At 37.0% G+C, this 18,456-nt stretch carries 14 protein-coding genes; 9 read left to right on the top strand and 5 right to left on the bottom strand.

Annotated elements, in window-relative coordinates; genetic code table 11:
• Nucleotides 1-14: 14 nt before the first annotated feature.
• The 5 genes from AAJG31_RS02050 to AAJG31_RS02030 all read left to right on the top strand — a co-directional run bounded on the left by AAJG31_RS02050 (nt 15) and on the right by AAJG31_RS02030 (nt 6,092).
• Nucleotides 15-701 (top strand): diphthine--ammonia ligase, encoded by a 687-nt coding sequence (locus tag AAJG31_RS02050; protein WP_112118669.1) that lies wholly within the window; start codon nt 15-17, stop codon nt 699-701.
• Between the two features lie 288 nt (nt 702-989).
• Entirely contained in the window at nt 990-1,316 is a 327-nt protein-coding gene (locus tag AAJG31_RS02045; protein WP_048392816.1) for a metalloregulator ArsR/SmtB family transcription factor, read from the top strand.
• Nucleotides 1,313-1,723: an SRPBCC domain-containing protein gene (locus AAJG31_RS02040; protein ID WP_048392814.1), complete on the top strand. Its 411-nt coding sequence runs from the start codon at nt 1,313-1,315 to the stop codon at nt 1,721-1,723. Before AAJG31_RS02045 ends, AAJG31_RS02040 begins: the two co-directional genes overlap by 4 nt.
• Before the next feature lie 103 nt (nt 1,724-1,826).
• Nucleotides 1,827-4,997 carry an ATP-binding cassette domain-containing protein gene (locus AAJG31_RS02035; RefSeq protein WP_259950751.1) on the top strand — a complete coding sequence of 1,057 codons (3,171 nt, stop codon included), beginning with the start codon at nt 1,827-1,829 and terminating at the stop codon, nt 4,995-4,997.
• Nucleotides 4,998-5,141: 144 nt separating this feature from the next.
• On the top strand, nt 5,142-6,092 hold the full coding sequence (locus tag AAJG31_RS02030) for a nucleoside hydrolase (RefSeq protein WP_259950752.1): 951 nt from the start codon (nt 5,142-5,144) through the stop codon (nt 6,090-6,092).
• Here the strand turns inward: AAJG31_RS02030 and AAJG31_RS02025 are convergent, their stop codons facing one another.
• From AAJG31_RS02025 to AAJG31_RS02015, 3 genes are read right to left on the bottom strand one after another with little or no spacing between them, the layout of a single operon-like run.
• Nucleotides 6,093-7,217 (bottom strand): Ger(x)C family spore germination protein, encoded by a 1,125-nt coding sequence (locus tag AAJG31_RS02025; RefSeq protein WP_279495029.1) that lies wholly within the window; start codon nt 7,215-7,217, stop codon nt 6,093-6,095. It lies immediately after the preceding gene.
• Nucleotides 7,204-8,325 carry a GerAB/ArcD/ProY family transporter gene (locus AAJG31_RS02020; RefSeq protein ID WP_279495030.1) on the bottom strand — a complete coding sequence of 374 codons (1,122 nt, stop codon included), beginning with the start codon at nt 8,323-8,325 and terminating at the stop codon, nt 7,204-7,206. Before AAJG31_RS02020 ends, AAJG31_RS02025 begins: the two co-directional genes overlap by 14 nt.
• 16 nt (nt 8,326-8,341) lie before the next feature.
• A complete protein-coding gene (locus AAJG31_RS02015) occupies nt 8,342-9,862 on the bottom strand; it encodes a spore germination protein (protein ID WP_259950755.1) in 1,521 nt (506 codons plus the stop codon).
• A 418-nt stretch (nt 9,863-10,280) separates the two neighbouring features.
• On the opposite strand from AAJG31_RS02015, the gene AAJG31_RS02010 reads away from it, so the two are divergent.
• From AAJG31_RS02010 to argH, 4 genes are all read left to right on the top strand, one after another.
• On the top strand, nt 10,281-11,162 hold the full coding sequence (locus AAJG31_RS02010) for a GNAT family N-acetyltransferase (protein ID WP_054550139.1): 882 nt from the start codon (nt 10,281-10,283) through the stop codon (nt 11,160-11,162).
• 184 nt (nt 11,163-11,346) lie between these two features.
• The gene (locus tag AAJG31_RS02005) at nt 11,347-12,642 is read left to right on the top strand and encodes a hypothetical protein (RefSeq protein ID WP_048392800.1); all 1,296 of its coding nucleotides are present in this window, start codon (nt 11,347-11,349) and stop codon (nt 12,640-12,642) included.
• A 291-nt stretch (nt 12,643-12,933) separates the two neighbouring features.
• Nucleotides 12,934-14,505 carry an APC family permease gene (locus AAJG31_RS02000; RefSeq protein WP_048392799.1) on the top strand — a complete coding sequence of 524 codons (1,572 nt, stop codon included), beginning with the start codon at nt 12,934-12,936 and terminating at the stop codon, nt 14,503-14,505.
• 32 nt (nt 14,506-14,537) lie between these two features.
• Complete coding sequence (gene argH, locus AAJG31_RS01995) at nt 14,538-15,857, top strand: argininosuccinate lyase (RefSeq protein ID WP_054550141.1); 1,320 nt, start codon at nt 14,538-14,540, stop codon at nt 15,855-15,857.
• A gap of 254 nt (nt 15,858-16,111) precedes the next feature.
• On the opposite strand, the gene AAJG31_RS01990 is transcribed toward argH, so the two are convergent.
• Both AAJG31_RS01990 and AAJG31_RS01985 read right to left on the bottom strand, forming a co-directional pair.
• On the bottom strand, nt 16,112-16,969 hold the full coding sequence (locus AAJG31_RS01990; protein WP_279495034.1) for a PhzF family phenazine biosynthesis protein: 858 nt from the start codon (nt 16,967-16,969) through the stop codon (nt 16,112-16,114).
• 166 nt (nt 16,970-17,135) lie between these two features.
• On the bottom strand, nt 17,136-18,344 hold the full coding sequence (locus AAJG31_RS01985) for an MFS transporter (RefSeq protein WP_279495036.1): 1,209 nt from the start codon (nt 18,342-18,344) through the stop codon (nt 17,136-17,138).
• Nucleotides 18,345-18,456 lie beyond the last annotated feature (112 nt).

Below are 18,456 nucleotides of genomic sequence, written 5' to 3'. Positions count from 1 at the left end.
AAGGAGACAAGGAAATGACCAACACAACTGGCTGGAAACAGAATGCACAAAATCGCACATTTATTGCTTCATTTAGTGGTGGCAAGGATAGTGTTTTAGCTTTATATAAAGCATCACAGGTGGGCCAAGCAATGGGTCTCATAGTGATGCTAGAGGAAGAAGGGAAACGTTCAAGGTCCCACGGGATGCCACCTGCGCTTATCCAGGCACAAGCTGACTCTATTGGGCTACCAGTCTATACTGCTGCAGCAAGCTGGGCGGATTATGAAGAAGTATTTGTAGGTTTATTAGTAAAGGCAAAGCAGCAGGGAGCTGAAGTATTAGTAACAGGAGACTTAGATATGCCTGCACATGGCTGCTGGCACGATAAAGTCACTAAAAAGGTAGGTTTAAAGCTAGGCATGCCATTGTGGGAGATGAACCATCGTGAGGCTGTCGATGAATTTATTCACTTAGGATTTATTACAATGATTGTCACGGTCAACCTATCCTTGGGCATGACGGAGGACGATTTAGGGCGTGTGCTTACCCCTGAATATGTAAAGGAGCTTGAAGCCCGTAGCATTGACCCATGCGGAGAAGGCGGCGAATTCCATACGACCGTCATTGATGGCCCTCTATTCAAGCAGTCAATTGCGGTGCGTAAAGGTTCCGTTATAAGAGATGGAGACTACGCCTTTTTACCCTTAGAGCTAGCATAAATTCACATCAGAAAACCTTTATTGGGATGCGCAATTCATGTCAATAAGGGTTTTTCTTTTAAGGCGTATTGTTATTCTGTTACATGAATCCATAACAACTGAAGTTAACAAATGAATAATTACCCGAAAGTACATAGGCTCCTCCTCTGTACTTTTTTGTATTTTAGCTAGTTTTCCTTGTAGGTATAGAACTCCTACCACTTTGACCAAAATAGTATTTGACTGGACACTATTTGGTGTCATATAATTAAGACACCAATCAGTGTCCTATTAGAAAGGGTGGTGGTTTTGAATAACAATCATCAAGAGCGTGACGTTTATGTAGCCATTGCTGACCCAACAAGACGAAAGTTGATCCGTTTATTGGCAGAGGTAGATGAGTTACCGCTTCACGAATTAACCGCTCAATTTGATATGGGGCGTACTGCTGTCTCGAAACATTTAGCCATTCTAAAAGATGCAGGCCTTGTTCTTGCACGCAAGGAAGGTAGGGAGACGAGATATCGATTGAATGCAGCTCCATTGAAAGAAATACAAGATTGGGTATCGTTTTATGAAGGATTTTGGAAAGAAAGAATCGCGAAATTACATCTATTATTGGAGGAAAAAAAATGAAACCAGATGTATCATTAGATTTTAAATTTACAAGTTCCATCGAACAAGTATGGCATGCTTTAACAGACTCAGATACACTAGCAAAATGGATCTGGAACAATGACTTCCAACCAATCGTAGGACATAAATTCCAATTCCGTGCTGAACCAAATGAATGGTGGGACGGTATTGTAGACTGTGAGGTACTTGAAGTGGAAGAGCCTCACAAATTATCTTATACTTGGACAAGTGCTGGCGAAACAACAACAGTTACATGGACATTAACACAGGTAGCAGATGGTACGACTCAGCTTCATCTTGATCAAGGTGGCTTCAGCGAAGAAACAAAGGCACGTCAAGGTGCAATCGAGGGAGCAAAATATGCTTGGACAAATATGAGTGCACAGCTTGAAAAAGTATTAGCGTAGAATAAATTAAATAACAGCAAGAAGAGCGCAATTCCGTAGCAAGAATTGTGTTCTTTCATGTTCAGTCTCATCTTTTAATTTTCTTAAATGGAAGGATAACTAAATGAAAATTAATGAACTAATTGCCAATAATATTAACCGTCTAGATGTCGTTTTATCCGACGATCAATCTTTAGCCATAGCAGGTTTGTCTGGTTCAGGGAAGACGACATTTTGTCAAACGATTGGAGAAGAATCCAAAAAACGTCTTGTTTCTTTATTGCCAAAGGCTGAATATCAATATTTGTTTCCAAACATTATGGAAACGAACTTCAGTGCCATCAAAATGGAGGACATGCCCCTTGTACTTTTTCTAGGAAAATCCTCAATCTCTAGCAATCCACGTTCCACAATTGGTACGCATACAGGTGTTTTTAAAGAAATTCGTAATCGATTGGCAGATGAGTTTCAGCTATCGCCAGAGATGTTTTCCTTTAACAATGCGTTAGGCTGGTGTCCTGCATGTAAGGGGCGAGGCACGACAAAAAATGTAGAATGTAAAAAATGTTTGGGTAAGCGCTATAGTCCAGAAGTGGAGCAGTATAAAATCACTTTATGGAATGAACTCTATAGTATTTCTGATATTCATCATTTAAGTATAGAGGCCATCTATTCCTTATCAAAAGAATTAAATATCAGTGAAGAAAAACAGCATATTCTGCATAATATTATGCAAATGAATATTGGCTACTTAACCTTAAATCGTATTATGGGGACTTTATCAGGTGGAGAATTAACAAGGCTGTACTTAGCAGAATTCATGGCAACAAGCGAAAACACCGTGATTATTGTTGATGAAATTTCTGTGGGTCTGGACCATAACACCTTACTAAAAATTTTAGAGCAAATACAACAGCTAGGCGCTAAAAACCAAATTTGGTTGATTGATCATTCTGATACTGTGTTAGACACGGCAGACGAGCATCTATTCTTTGGACCAGGTAGTGGAAAATACGGAGGAAAAATCGTTGAAGAATCTCCACGACCAAAGCCTATTTATTGGGAACGAAATCCAGCAGCACCAACATCCTATTATCAATTCGGAGATTTATATTGCCGTAATATCCACATGGATGCAATAGACATTCCACAAAATCGACTTGTTACCTTTACAGGAGAGTCTGGTTGTGGGAAATCAACGCTTGTTAATGAGTGTATTGCTAAAGATTTTATCAAACGCTATCCAAAGGACAAACTCGTGATGGTTGGGCAAGATCGTAACCAATCCATTACGAGTCGTTCCACTGTCGCGACATTCCTTGATATTAAAAAGAAACTAACAAAATATAGTGAGGACATTGATGATATTTTCCAGCGCTCGATTGAAGATATAATCGATGAACTACCTAATGAGGATATCGCACATAAACGCTTAAGCTTATTGATTAAGCTTGGACTGGGCTACTTAACGCTTGAGAGAAAAACGCAATCTCTATCGACTGGTGAATTCCAATGTGTGCATCTAGTCTCAGAGTTATTTGCCAACGCTCGTAATCCCCATACATTATTTATTTTTGATGAGCCTTCTAAAGGGCTATCTCAGAACATTTTAAACCAATTCATCGATAGTGTCAGGGACATCCTAGAGGATGAATCTATCTCCATCATCATGATTGAGCATAATGCCTATATGCTGGAAAGCTCTGATTTTGTTGTTGACTTCGGTAAAAGACAGCAGGAGCCTGTAACACATCTAAATGTAGTTAGCCATGAAGATTATTTTAATCAGGATAATCATTCAATGGGTTCAACTCCATTACAAATCACATCTACACTCGCATTAAGGCAGGGCATTCAATACTTAGAAGACAACCATATTAGCTATTTCAAAAATGCGGAAAATATATATAAGGGTGGCATCTTAAAAAGCTTATCTTCCATGGCTCGTCTGATTTACGGTGAATATGAATCGAACAAAATTGCCCCAGTTGTTGCCATTGATTTGGAAAGACATTTATATAGCCAATATAGCTTCCTGTATGAAATAGGTGGCCTAATCAATCATATTGTGGCTGCTCATCCAACAAATAAGGATACGAGAAGCTTCGATTTTTATAGCCAAGAAAATCATTGCCCTAGCTGCTCTGGTCGATTGGAAATTGAAAAATTCGATTTTGATCTTGTGGTACAAGACAAAAACGTGCCATTTTGGGACGGCCTACTACATCCCGATATAATGGAGGTTTTAAAATACTATCAACATTCTAAATTAGAATTTCTCTTTGAGCAGATTAAAATAGAGCTGGGTCAGGACATTAGTAAAAGCTATCATGATATGACTGAGGAAGAAAAGCATACATTTTTATATGGTTATTGGGACAAGTCCTTTTATGATAAGGCAACAAAATCCTCGAAAAAGTGGGAGGGCTTTAATTTTATCATTGGTCGTTATATCGTGATTTCAAAATCCATTATTAAAGAGCAAATGAAGGAAACAAGAGAAATGGTACCATGCCCAATTTGTCATGGGACTGTGCTCAACCACCAAAAGAAATTACGATTTGGGGACACAGATATTCGTGACTTAATTCGCCAGCCGCTTGATGAAGTCATCAACATTGTAGGCAACTTACCACAATTAGAAAAAATCAAAGCCATCGTGGGCGGAGACATGTCACTGCTACAGGATGTTTCCTTATTGCCAAGGGAAACACAGGTATCCCTAAAAATGCTGGAATTAGAGCTAGCAAGCTTTGTCGGCTATGAAATCGTACTACAAAACGCTTTTCCTTTTTGGGCCAAAATCAAAGATAATCTAGAGCGCATCAGCCATAAAAATCAAGTGACCATCTGTGATTTTGCCAATATACAGGAGACAAGAGAAACCATCATCGATCAATATTTTACGAATGGTAAATATAAAAAACTAACATATGTATATGAAGCATTTGGCTACAAGAAAATCGTAACCCAAATCAATAAAGTCAAAGCCAGTCATTCCTGTCCATTCTGTAAAGGGAAAAAGGTGCTCTCTGAAGATGGGCTGCATGATGGAGTCCATAAATTAACCGTGCCCTGTGTAAGCTGTGGCGCAAGTGGCATTAATGAGGAGGGACGCCAGCAAATCGTTGATGGCATTGATGTGGAAACATGGCTAACTGGTACTGTAAGCGATGTTGTTACAGAGGGCTCCCATCTTGAAGCCGTTGCCAATATTCCTATTTTTAATCGTATACGCGAATTGAATAAGCAGGAAATGATGGCAGTCTATCAGTTCCTCCAATCAAATCACTAAATCATCAAACCCATGTGCTTCGGCATATGGGTTTCTTTCGTTGGACTAGAATTACTCACTCATTTTTCCACAAAAATTCATAATTCGTGTCATCTTTGATTACTATAAAGATAACAGTAATGGTAGTAAAAGGGAGGACATGGTTTGGTAAAAAAAGTGCTGTTATTCGGGGATATTGGCATTGATGATACGGTGGCATTGATCTATGCACGGCTTAATCAAGAAATAGAAATTGTGGGACTCGTTGCAGATTATGGCAATGTATCGCGAGAGGATGCGGTATCCAATATTTATTATGTCATGAAATTGTTCGACTTCCCTCAAGGAATTCCTGTGATTTTAGGAGCAGAAGTACCCTTAACAGGAGAGCAGCCGACCTATTACCCAGAAATTCATGGTAAACGAGGACTTGGACCCATCATTCCAAATGATAATCACGAATTAAAAATTGAGAACTTTTTTGAAATCGTCAACATTATTGAAAGGTATAAGCATGATGAGCTAATTATTGTCAATATTGGGCGATTAACCTCACTAGCCACGATGTTTATCCTTTATAAAGAGCTTATGAAAAATATCAAGGAATTTTATATTATGGGTGGAGCATTTTGGGTGCCAGGTAATGTAACGACAGTGGCTGAAGCGAATTTCCATGGTGATCCCTTTGCCGTTAATATTGTGCTTACCTATGCAACGAATGTGACAATCATCCCTTTAAATGCGACACAAAAGGCCATTGTCACACCTGGGATGGTGGACTATATTGACTCCTTTGGCAAAACAAAAATTCTAAAGCCCTTAATGGAATACTATACACGTTTTTATAAAGAACGGGACCCCTCACTTCTAGGAAGTCCCGTGCATGATGCGTTAACACTAATGGCAGTTATTTATCCTGACATGTTTATTTATGAGTCCTATCCTGTAACCGTTGTCGACAAGTTAGAAGGACCTGCAAGGGGGCAAAGTATTGCCGAGACAAGACCTTATGAAAATAATAATGGCGAAAAAAAGCATCGTATTGCCTTTGATATTCATTATGAACATTTTTTCCAAAACTTTTTATCGGTTATGACAGGGCAACCATTTCACTAGTTATTCAAAAACACCATCTCTTAAAATTGTAAAATCAACATGGACATTTACCTTCATGTCTTTATATATTTTTTGCCATTTATCCTTTGTTAGCTTAGAATGTCTTACTTCGCTTCGATATTTCTCACCAAAGCCAAAGATATCAGACTCAACTTCCTGACTATGAGCAATCACTCTACGTATTTCCTTTGACAATTTTTTCTCGATTGCTTTTTCCAGTGCCGCCACACTTTTTGGGTCCCCTTGATTGATATCAGGGTACACCTCTAATACTCTCGATTTGATTTTGATGTTCAGGTCAAATGTTGGCGTATCCGCATCAACTAACATCATTTCTCGTTTCGACTGGATTGCATCAAAAGCTACCGTTATTTTATTGGCAGGCTTTTGAAGAATTTCGGAAGGTACATCTTCGTTTTCCAGAACGGTTTCATATAAACCTACTTTAAAGGTATCTCTGACAATCTTTACGTAAAAGCTATCTTTTGCTGGAAGGGTACTGACCATTTTGCTGCCTTTAAAAAGTGCTATCCCACTTAATTCCACCAGCTCGTCATCTCTTTTAATAATAGGCATGGCAAATTCTTTTCCAGATGAATAATAATCATGGGCAATTTGATGAAGTGTAGAGGAAATCATATATTCCTGCTTGACATTTTGTTCAATCAACCTAAAAATATGCTGCCCAATATCCTCAATATTTTGATATTCGTATTTCAGTAATGTTTCTGTTTCACCTTCCACAATAGCCATAAAGATTCCATTGCTGACACTAGCATTTTCTAGGTTTGTATCAATATAATAGCGAAGGTCTTTTTTTGCCAATTCCTCTCCAAATAGGATGACTCTCATTTGACCAACCGTGATTTTTTTCGAAAGCTTACGATTGGCTTCCATCCGATTTCCTTTACTCGTATCGTTTTCTGTAGACAGAACTTCCACATTGCTTTGAAATTCGGGATTTACTTCACGAATAACAGCTGTTGTCTTTATTTTATCCTCTGTTCCTACATCATAGCCGACTAAAGTAGTTAATCCAACTTTATCCAAAATATTGGTTTGTGCACATCCATATAAAAAAACAAAGGATAGAAGAATCATCCATCTTCCTCTAAGTTTGTTCATTCTTTTTCACCTTCTTTGATGTGAAGTTCTTCTTTAGTCGTGCTATTGGCCAAAGTAAAATAGGGTAGACAAAGATTACGTAAAAAGCAATCTGTCCAAACACCGTGTTAATTGTATTAATCTGTGTCCGTGTTTGAACCAATAATGTTCCAATTAAAACGATGAATGAAAAGAGCCAAACAAATGTCTTTTCACTTATCGGGAATAAACGAATTGCTCCGCGGTACGCAGCCCATAAGTATAGACATAGATTCGGTAAAATGATTAGCATCCAAAAACAAACCGCTACAAATTCAAAGCGTTCCATAAAGGGGAAGCTAATAAAACTAAATAATGTCAAGGTTGCCCATATCGTTTTCAATAGCTTGCCCTCACTATAATAAGCAATGGACACCAGCATCACGGCTAAATAGATGATGGTTGTAACTAATAGTCCTAAATGAACAGGTTTTCTGATTTTTTTCTTGTCTTTTACAAAGGGGTAAATCACGTTTAGAATTTCAAAGCCGATAATCGTAAAGGTCATTGATTGTGCCCCTTTTAAAATGGAGCGAATATCATTTTCTAAAATAGGGAGAAGACTATCTACTGTAGCGTATTCCATCGGAAATACTAACATTGGAAGAATCCATAAGGAGAGAATGATACTAAAAAAAGACACACCTACAATGACACGAAGCCCTCCTGTAAAGGCATAGATAATAATAATTAATAAAGTTGCTGACAGGAACCAGGTCTCAATGCTAGGAAAAATCCATGCTTGTATAACTTCAATATAATTTCGTAAAACTGAAAAGAACGCTACGGAGCAATAGATGACATAAATTGCATTTAAAAAATTGCCAATCCATTTACCAAAAATATCAATTTGAATTCCGTAAAGATCATCAGAGCCGTAAATTTCTAACGTTTTAATCATACAAAACGTAACAAGATGTGTGGCAATCCCAGCCAGTAGAACAGAAATCCATGCATCCTGTCTAGCATCCTGATAGATAATGCGTTGAAATCCCTGTATACCAACCCCAATTTGAGCACCGTGTACCACAAAAAAAAGCAAATAAGCATTAATCATATCTTTAGGGCTAAGTTGTATAGGTTTTGCCATTTATTTCACCTTCAGTTCAACTTTTATCAGGTTTCACTGGCTCTGGCACAAATTTATGTTCATCTTTTGGTCTTGTCAAAGCAGGTCTTTTTGATGTTAATGGGACAGGCATTCTAATAATACTATCCCGCATTTCCTTCAACCTCGGTGGATAGAAGGGAGACATATACGGAGCACCCAAGCTTGACTGACGTAACAAATGAATCAGAATAAAACAAAAAGCCAACATGATACCATAAAAACCCCAAAATCCTGCAAGTATAATGATAGGGAAGCGAATAAGACGAATCACATTGCCCATCATATAACTTGGCGACGTAAAAGAGGCTAGAGCACTTAACGCAATGATAATCAGCAATATATTACTGGTAATCCCTGCCTGTACAGCTGCTGTTCCAATAACGATACCACCAACGATACCGATTGTTTGTCCAATTTTAGTTGGTAATCTGGCTCCTGCTTCTCTCAGTAGTTCAATAATAAATTCCAGCAGCAAAGCCTCAAATATGGGCGGGAAAGGAACTAAAGCCCTTGATTCACTTAATGGTACGAGAAAGGCTTGTGGAATCACTTCATAATGAAAGGTAAGAGCTGCCACATAAAATGGTGTTAAATAAACAGATAAAAAGAAGGCAGCCAGTCGTAATAAACGAAGAAAAGTAGCAATTTGCCATCTTAAATTTTGATCTTCTTGACTTTGAAAAAACTCAGTAAATCCTTGAGGGGAAACGATAGCCATTGAACTACCATCTACGAGAACCCCAATTTTTCCATCTAAAATGCCATCACAAAATCTGTCAGGTCTTTCTGTCAATAGCATTTGTGGAAAGACAGATAGTGAATTATCATCAATCATTTCAGCTAATACGGCACTATCGATAAGCTCATCGATATTAAGATCTTTGATTCGTTGACGCATTGTTTGAACCATTTGATCATTGGCAATGCCACGCATATATAAAAGAGAAACAGAGGTACTTGTCCGTGTACCAATTTTTACTTTTTCATTACAAAGATTAGGACTCACTATGTAGCGACGAATCAAGGAAATATTGGTAGATAGACTCTCATTAAATCCAACCTGTGTACCAATTACCTGCGATTCATTCTCAGGCGCTGACAATGCTCTAGACTCTCTGCTAGCGATATTGGCTAAAATAGTCTGCGGGAAGCCACCTATGTGAATCACAACATGACCATTGACCATCAATTCTACGGTTTCCCTTAGTAGACTGGATTGACTGACTTCTGCAATAGAAAGGGCCATCTCAATTGCCTCGGGTGTATCGTGAGGCTTGCTCTGTAAATTAGCAATAATATCATTATTTAAAGTCTGATCATCGATCAAATTATCGATGTAAATAAGGGTGACGTTTGGTGGAAGAGATTTAACGATTAAATCTGCCGGATTATTAGTAGCATTTTTAATCGATTGAATAAAATGATCTGTGGCATGTGCAACTCTCACAAGATTTTCTTTAGGCGCCTCTTGAACTGGTTGTTGTTGTTGTTTGTTGAAAGGTAGTTTAAATTTCATAGTAAATGGTAGGCTCCCTTCATTGCTAACTTCGTTTATAGAATAGGCTTTAAAGGGGCATTCTATACTTATTTCAGTTATTTTCATCATGTAGACATATCTAACAAATAACGGTAATATAATAGTAATCTTAAAAACAGAAGGGAGATTAGCTTTTTTATGCTAAAACTAATTATCGCAAATTAAATTCAATGAATTTAATAAAGGGGTTATTCTATAATTTTTTTTAAAATTATAGGGTCTATTTAGTAATGCCCTTTTGCGATAAAAGAGAAGCATAATGATGTCTAATCCACAGTTATATTTTGTATAACAAAGGACTTTATGAGCTTGTTCTCATAGGGTCTTTTTCTGTTTTTAGGAGGTGATGATTCCCACAAAAATTAGCGATTGAAACATAAAATAGGAGGGAATAGACGTGGCAAAATATGAATTAGTTAGTGATTATCGTCACAATGAAAATTTAAAGGCAAGTTTTAATGATTTAGCAATGAAAACATTTGGTTTGGACTTTCGAGGCTGGTATAACAAAGGCTATTGGAATGACCAATATATTCCTTACTCATTTGTACAAGCAGGAAAAGTAATCGCGAATGCTTCTATTTATAAGATGTCGATTCGCGTAAATGGTGAGCGATTAAAGGGAATTCAGATTGGTACAGTGATGACGGATGAACATTATCGTCATCAAGGCTTGGCAAAGCAGTTGATGCTGCATCTCATGAAAGAGTACGAAGATGCCTGTGATTTCATGTATCTCTTTGCCAATGAAACAGTACTAGATTTTTATCCGAAGTTTGGCTTTACGCGAATCCATGAAAGTGAATACAGCTTAGATCTTACCACAAGACCTATTCAGCCAAAGCAGACCAGCGTCCAACAGCTGACAATTGAGCAGAATCTAGCACTTCTTGAAGAGTATGCAAAAAATCGTTATATCCATTCTAGTATGATTGCTGTTGAGGAAAATGAAAGTTTATTAATGTTTTATTTTACGTTAGTTTTCCCTCATGCTATTTACTATTTAGAAGAATTTGACACAATAGTATTAATGGAGGAGGAGGAAGGGGTATTAAATATTTATGATATCATCTCTTTACAGGCAACCAATGCAGAGACTGTATTAGCAAGCATTATTAAGGATACAACAAAAAAAGTAGTATTCTATTTTACACCTGACTTTACAATCGAAGGTATGACAGCCACCATCACCACAAATGATGACGATGCCTTATTCATTCTCTCGAAAAAGCCCTTCTTACAAGGGCACTTTATGTTTCCTTTAACATCCCATTGCTAGGTTGGGTTTCAGAAGGCTGTATCGGAGCGTTGTGAATTAAAGAATGAGCGCGCTTTTGAATAAAATATGAGCAACTCCTGTCCCCTTGTCCTTTACCAAAACAGACTTTTTTAATTGACACTATAAATATTGGGCAATTCTCTATAGAATGGTATATATAAAGTAATTTTACTAGGAGGAAAAAATGTATACAGTTGGAGTCATTGGCCCTAATTCATCTGTAGAGCGCATCATTCAATTAGGCAAAGAATACGAAATGACTATGAATTTCGTAGCATTTCCCTATCATGATTTTCATGAAACCGTAAATATCGTAAAGGATAATCATCACGCTGTTGATGCATGGTTTTTTTCTGGCCAAATTTCGTATATGGTTGCGAAAAATACGTTACAATCAGGTGAAAACTTAGTTTATATTCAACATACTGAATCCGGCATTTATAAATGTCTATTGCATATGGGCTTTTATCAGGGAGAATTTTTGAACAAGGTAAGCATTGATGAAATCACGACTTCACACTTGGAGCAAGCCGTCAAACAGCTAGATTTTGCGCCTAAAGAAATCTATGTGAAAACATTTGATGTAAATACCAGTACAAAAGAATTAATGGATTTTCATATCGACTTATGGAATCAACAAAAAACAGCAGGTGCTTTGACTTGCTTTGAAGCTGTTTATCGCGGGCTGAAAGAGGCAGGTGTCCCTGCTTATCACATTTCCACTACAGATATGGAAATCCGCCAAACATTACGAATACTGGAAGAAAAACTCAGAGCCTTCTATTTTAAGGATACACAGATCGGTGTGCAAATTATCGAAATCGAACATTTTGATAAAATCTCTGAAAAAGCGAAGAGCTCCTATCATTTACAGTATTTAGAATTAAAATTGAAGGAAACGTTATTGCGATTTTGTGAGCAACTAGATGGCTCCTTGTTAGAAAAAGGAAATGGTCGCTATATCATTTTTAGTTCGAGAGGAGCCATTGAACGTAAAATCAAGGATTTACAGGATACCATCTATCAGCTATCACATGAATCCCATACAACAGTCACTGTCGGAATTGGCTATGGGGTAACTGTTCACTCTGCGGAAATCAATGCGCAGCGAGCCATCCAGCTCTCCAAAGAGAAATCGGAGCAACCAATCGTGATTGTCCAAGAAAATGGAACGATTACTGAATCGGCTGGTGAAGAAGATGAAGTGAGCTTTTCATACCGTATTAATGATGACATTTTACTAGAGAAATTAAAAAAAGCAAAAATTAGTTTAAAAAATTACAGTAAATTATACACACTTATTAAAAAAATGAATTGGCAGGAATTCACCATTAAAGATTTAGCAGCACATCTCTATTGGGATGAAAGTAATGCTAGACGCATTTTAGCTAGTTTATGTGAGGTTGATCTCGTCGAATACACAGGGAAAGACGCACAAATATCCAGAGGACGACCAAGTAAAATTTATCGTTTGAAATAACCATCTAAGTGAGATGGTTATTTTTTTTGCAAAAAAGTGTTGAAAAATTCAAACGATTAAAATAAAATCATTTTAAGGTAAACACCTTTTAATAACCTTTAATTAATGGTGCATGAAAAATGTGTGCAATGTTTCATCATCTAGAAAGGAGCACAATCTATATTAGTCACCTACACTACATTGCACTGCAGAGTAAAATATGTAAATTTTTTCTGTCAAAACGTCATTTTATTGAAGCGTCCAAATTAAAAGGGTCATACCAATATTCTCTTTTCAGAGAGGGGAACATTCATGAGTCAAGAACAATATTTGAAAAAGAAAATGGGGTTTTGGTCACTTACAACATTATCTCTAGGGGGAATAATAGGATCTAGTTGGCTCTTTGGACCATGGGTAGCTGCTAAATTAGCAGGCCCGGCAGCCATACTTTCTTGGATTATTGGTGCGTTTGTTATCACACTCATAGCGCTTGTTTATGCTGAATTAGGTAGAGTAAAACCTGAAACAGGAGGCCTAGCAAGATATCCGCTTTATTCTCACGGAAAAATGCTTGCTACCGTTACTAGTTATTCAATCTGGTTTGGCTATTGTGCTACAGCTCCCGTAGAATCATCAGGTGTTATTCAATATGCCAATCAGTTTTGGCCAGGGTTATATGATGTAGGAAAAGAACAACTGACAACATCAGGTATTCTTGCAGCGATGGTTTTAATGATATTCTTTGTTGTTTTCAATTATTTTGGGGTGAAATTATTCGCAGTCACGAACAATATCATTACAACAATTAAGTTTATAGTCCCTGTACTAACAATCATTGCATTTTTTATGACAGGCTTTCATCCAGAGAATTTTTCAAGCCAAGGATTTGCACCAAATGGCTATAGCGCTGGTTTAAGTGCCATTTTAACAACCGGAATATTTTTTGCTTATACTGGGTTTGGCAACGTCATCATGATGAGTGGGGAAGTCGTCAACCCTAGAAGAAATATTCCACTTGCCCTCATTACATCATTAGGTGTTGCGGCAGTATTATATGTGTTACTTCAAATTACATTTATCGGCGCAGTTCCAACAGAAATGTTAGCGAATGGTTGGAGTGGCATTAAATTTGATTCACCATTTGCTAATTTAGCAATGATGGCTAATATGGTTTGGCTATCTTGGATTATTACAGCTGATGCGATGGTTTCGCCAACAGGTTCAGCTCTTACTTATACAGCTGGTACGTCAAGACATGTATTTGGTATGGCGAAAAGTGGATTCCTACCATCTTATTTTGGAACAATTAATAAAAAATTCGGTGTTCCAACACGTGCACTTGCACTCAATTTCCTAGTAGGATTATTATTTTTATTCCCACTGAAAAGCTGGACAGCTATCGTTGCGATTGTAGGAGCTATCGGTATTTTTAAATATGCTTCAGCATGTGTAACGGTTATGGTTTTCCGTAGAGTAGGTCTGACAAAAAATAATGGGCTACCTGGTATGCAATTCATTGCACCAATGGCATTCGTTTTTGCCACACTGCTTATTTATTGGACAAATTGGAGTAAGGTACAGCTAGCCATTACTGGATTAATAATAGGTATTGTTTGTTATTTAGTAATTTTCTTTATTCAAAAACACCAATCAGTTGAATTTTTTGGTGGTATCTACATTATTATTTATATTTTAATGCTTGTATTGATGTCTTTCTTAGGGAATTTCGGTGGGAAAGGTATCATTCCTGACCCTTATATGTCCGTAATTGTCGCTATATTTGGCTTAGCCTTTTACTATTTTGCTGTTTACAATGGTGTCTGGTATATGCGTAAAAGAGGAAATATTGAGGAATTACAGGAAAGCATTTCTGAAATATCATAACGTTTAATAGATTGATTGAAGGAGAATGAATGATGAAGCTTTGGGGCGGTCGCTTTAGAAAAGAAGAAAACAAATTAATGGAAGATTTCAATAGTTCATTAAAGGTGGATCAAAGACTTTACAAAGAAGATATTAAAGGCAGTATTGCCCATGTCCATATGCTAGTACAATGCAATTTATTGACTGAGAGGGAAGGACAAGATATTGAGAATGCACTTCTTTCCATTTTAGAGGATATTGATAATGGCACATTACAAATTGAAGGAAATTATGAAGATATTCATAGTTTCGTAGAGTCGAATTTGACTCAACGGATCGGTGACACAGGGAAAAAACTTCATACAGCGAGAAGTCGTAATGACCAAGTAGCAACAGATATTAGACTTTATGCAAAAAATAAGGCGTTTGAGGTGATTGCCTCAATTGAAGCGTTACAACAGAGCTTAGAACAAAAAGCAAAAGACAATAACGTTATGATGCCAGGATACACACATCTTCAACGTGCGCAGGTTGTAACGTTTCAACATCATTTGATGGCTTATTATCATATGTTAAACCGCGATAAAAAAAGAATTGTGAAAGCGATAGAAATTATGAACGAAAGCCCGCTTGGATGTGGAGCATTAGCAGGTACTACTCATGCGATTAACCGTGAGATGACAGCTAATGAGCTAGGCTTCTCTAAGCCTGTAGATAATTTCTTAGATGGAGTAAGTGATCGCGACTATTTATTAGAGTTAATGTCAGATTTTTCAATCATTATGATGCATTTAAGTAGATTAAGTGAAGAGCTCATTTTGTGGAGTAGTCAAGAGTTTAGATTTATTACGATTGATGATGCCTATTCTACTGGCAGCAGTATTATGCCACAGAAGAAAAACCCTGATGCCGCGGAGCTGATACGAGGCAAAACAGGACGTGTATATGGTTCACTGACTTCACTCTTAACAACAATGAAGGGCTTACCACTTGCTTACAATAAAGATATGCAAGAAGATAAGGAGCCATTTTTCGATGCATTGGACACCGTATTATCTTGTCTACAAATTATGTCAAAAATGATTGCTACGATGAAGGTGAACAGTGAAAACATGAAAAAAGCAGTCAAAGGAGGTTTTCTGAATGCAACAGAGGTCGCTGATTATTTAGTGAGCAAAGGCGTTGCGTTCAGAGATGCACACAGCATCGTGGGTTCCATCGTTATTTATTGTGAAGATCATGACAAAGCCATTGAAGATTTAACAATGGATGAATTGAAAGAATTGAGTTCGTTCATCGATGACGATCTCTATGACTATATTGACTATCAAAATATTTTAAATAAGGGGATTAAAGTAGGTTTATTATTATAATGAAGCAGGGAAAACGACTTTGTTGAAATGCATGACGGGCTTCTAGGGTGGGAAAAAGGCAAGGCATTCATTGAGGATGTGCCACTTGAGCAATGGAAACGAATCGGTTATGTCTCACAAGCTCATAAAAGGTAGCAGATATTGAAGACAAACACATTGTTCAATTATAAAAATGTGTTTGTCTTTTTATCTATTTTTCTATTTCTAAATTAAAATTCAAAAAATCTACAGTCTGAGGTTGAGAAATTAATTGTTCACACCATATCTTCTACATTTAAATATTTTGTTTCACAGTAATAGCCTTTGCCGCCAACATAAACTTTTTCTATTTCATTCTTGCTATTGGTTGCTAATTTCACTAATATTTCGGAAGGAGAGTGTAAAGAATAACCTTGTTCAAATACATAGACTTCCTTTTGCAAGTGGTGCTGTTCATAAAGGTAGCAAGCTAATGCACCGTTAGAAGTTCCAGTTGCTGCTTCTTCATTAATATCGTATAGTGGAGCAAAATTTCTACATATTATTCGATTGTCATTAAACGTATACAGATGCGTCCCGACAACATGATAATACTCGCTGATTTCTTTTATTTTTTCAAAATTAGGTTGCAGTGCATGTAATTGTGTTTCGCTTGTTATCGGAATTAAAATATCTTTTAAGCCCGTGGAAACAATTTGTATTGGGTATTTATTGTCTTTATCTTTAATGTCAAAACAATCGATAAAGTCGTTTGGAGAAATAATATCATAGAATATCGGTTTGTTTTGTTCCATGAAAATGATGTCATCTTTTATGTTAATAGTAAGAACACCGCTGTTTGTTTCAATTGTATAGCGATCCTTGAAAAGTTTATTTAAATGCATCAGTATCGTAAAAGAGCCAATTGTGGCATGACCACATAAATCTACTTCTTCCTTAGGTGTAAAATACTCAAATTTATAATCAGCCATTTCAGATGCTGATATAAATGCGGTTTCCGCATAGCCCAATTCTTTGGCTATTGCCATTTTTTGAGTAGTGGTCAATGTATCCTCATTAAATACCACTCCTGCTTTATTTCCGCCTTGATGATCCTTGCTAAATGCACTTGCAACATAAACGGATATTTTCATAAAACATCTTCCTTCCTCATTTATAGTGAATTGTAGCATAAAAAGAACTACTTAAAAATGTTGTTGGATAAATCTGCTATAAAGCAAGAGACAAACTATTTTAGCAACTTAAATCTCCAAAAGTAGATTGTCTACTGTCTGAAAAACGGTTTAAAGACGCCTTACTTCATCTACTAGGAAGAACGCGAATAGTAGCTGATTCCGTCTTTGTTTTAACCTTTAACGTCAGCCCCATAATAACGATGATTATAAATAATAAGGTGAAAAGGGCAACGTCAAATGTATTCGTCATATCCTTGATGACACCAACAAGCATTGGAATGATGCCGCTAATGATATAGCCACCGAATTGAATCATCGCTGTCCATTCACTTGCCTCTTTTGGTGTAGTCGTAGCATCTAAAGGTAAAATCATTGCTAATGGGAACAAACCACCAGCACCGATCCCAGTTAACGTCGCACAGAAAATAGGCGAGATGCCGCCCATAATTAACATCAAAATTCCAATAAAGGAGCTTGAAGCACAAAGTAGCATCCAAGGCTTTCTCTTGAAACTATTATTTATTAAGATTGGGATGATAAAGCTACAAATCATTTGCATGACAGAAAAAATAGTGACCGTTGTTGCGGCGTAAGCGTCACTATATCCCATATCCTGTACTTTTGGAGCGAGCCATGTCGCGAGGGAATAATAAACGCCAGATTGTAAACCGAACATGACCATAAGGAGCCAAACATATCGGTTTCCCCAAGTTAGTCGACTTTTTTGACCTGTAGATTTCTCTAATGACTCTTGAGAATGCTTGGATTTTTTGATAATTGGAATCCAAACAATAATACCCATAAAAGCAAATACCGACCATATTGCTAAAGCTGCGTTCCATGATTGATGAAAAGCATGCATAGCAGGCACAACTAAACCAGCACTTAATGACGCTCCAATTCCCATACCCGCAGAATATACACCGATCATCGTAGAAGAATATTTAGGAAATTCCTTTTTGATATAGCCTGAAATCAGTGGACCTGTAATAGCAATACCTATCCCACTAAGAATAGCTGTTACTAATAAAAATAAAGGAAAAGTTGCCACTAACCGTAAAGCTGTTGATACACCAATTAATAAAACGGATAGCCCAATCGTCCATTCGATACCCCATCGTTCACTTAGCTTGCCAGCCAAAGGTGCAAAAATCCCCATACAAAATACGGGAAGTGCTGTTAATAAACTTACAACAACACTTGTCATCTGCAAATCCATTTGAATATTTTTCAATACCGGCGAGATAGATGTGATCGAAGCTCGTAAATTCATAGATAGTATAAACAAAGAAAAAACGCTCCAAATAATCGGAAAGTTTTTTGATTTCGCCATCACTGAAAACACCTCTTTTAGTTATTATTTGATATACTATAGTTAACTTTTAAATTAAAAAAATAAACTATAATTAATCGACTTGTATACTATAATATACTATTTATACAAA

The sequence above is a fragment of the Lysinibacillus sp. BS3 genome (genome assembly GCF_039614735.1).
Lineage (GTDB): Bacteria > Bacillota > Bacilli > Bacillales_A > Planococcaceae > Lysinibacillus > Lysinibacillus capsici.
This window is presented reverse-complemented; position numbering and strand designations above follow the sequence as displayed.

Coding starts and splice junctions, on each gene's coding strand:
- AAJG31_RS02050 (WP_112118669.1), top strand. CDS start 15: ATGACCAACACAACTGGCTGGAAACAGAATGCACAAAATCGCACATTT.
- AAJG31_RS02040 (WP_048392814.1), top strand. CDS start 1,313: ATGAAACCAGATGTATCATTAGATTTTAAATTTACAAGTTCCATCGAA.
- AAJG31_RS02035 (WP_259950751.1), top strand. CDS start 1,827: ATGAAAATTAATGAACTAATTGCCAATAATATTAACCGTCTAGATGTC.
- AAJG31_RS02025 (WP_279495029.1), bottom strand. CDS start 7,217: ATGAACAAACTTAGAGGAAGATGGATGATTCTTCTATCCTTTGTTTTT.
- AAJG31_RS02020 (WP_279495030.1), bottom strand. CDS start 8,325: ATGGCAAAACCTATACAACTTAGCCCTAAAGATATGATTAATGCTTAT.
- AAJG31_RS02015 (WP_259950755.1), bottom strand. CDS start 9,862: ATGAAATTTAAACTACCTTTCAACAAACAACAACAACAACCAGTTCAA.
- AAJG31_RS02005 (WP_048392800.1), top strand. CDS start 11,347: ATGTATACAGTTGGAGTCATTGGCCCTAATTCATCTGTAGAGCGCATC.
- AAJG31_RS02000 (WP_048392799.1), top strand. CDS start 12,934: ATGAGTCAAGAACAATATTTGAAAAAGAAAATGGGGTTTTGGTCACTT.
- argH (WP_054550141.1), top strand. CDS start 14,538: ATGAAGCTTTGGGGCGGTCGCTTTAGAAAAGAAGAAAACAAATTAATG.
- AAJG31_RS01990 (WP_279495034.1), bottom strand. CDS start 16,969: ATGAAAATATCCGTTTATGTTGCAAGTGCATTTAGCAAGGATCATCAA.
- AAJG31_RS01985 (WP_279495036.1), bottom strand. CDS start 18,344: ATGGCGAAATCAAAAAACTTTCCGATTATTTGGAGCGTTTTTTCTTTG.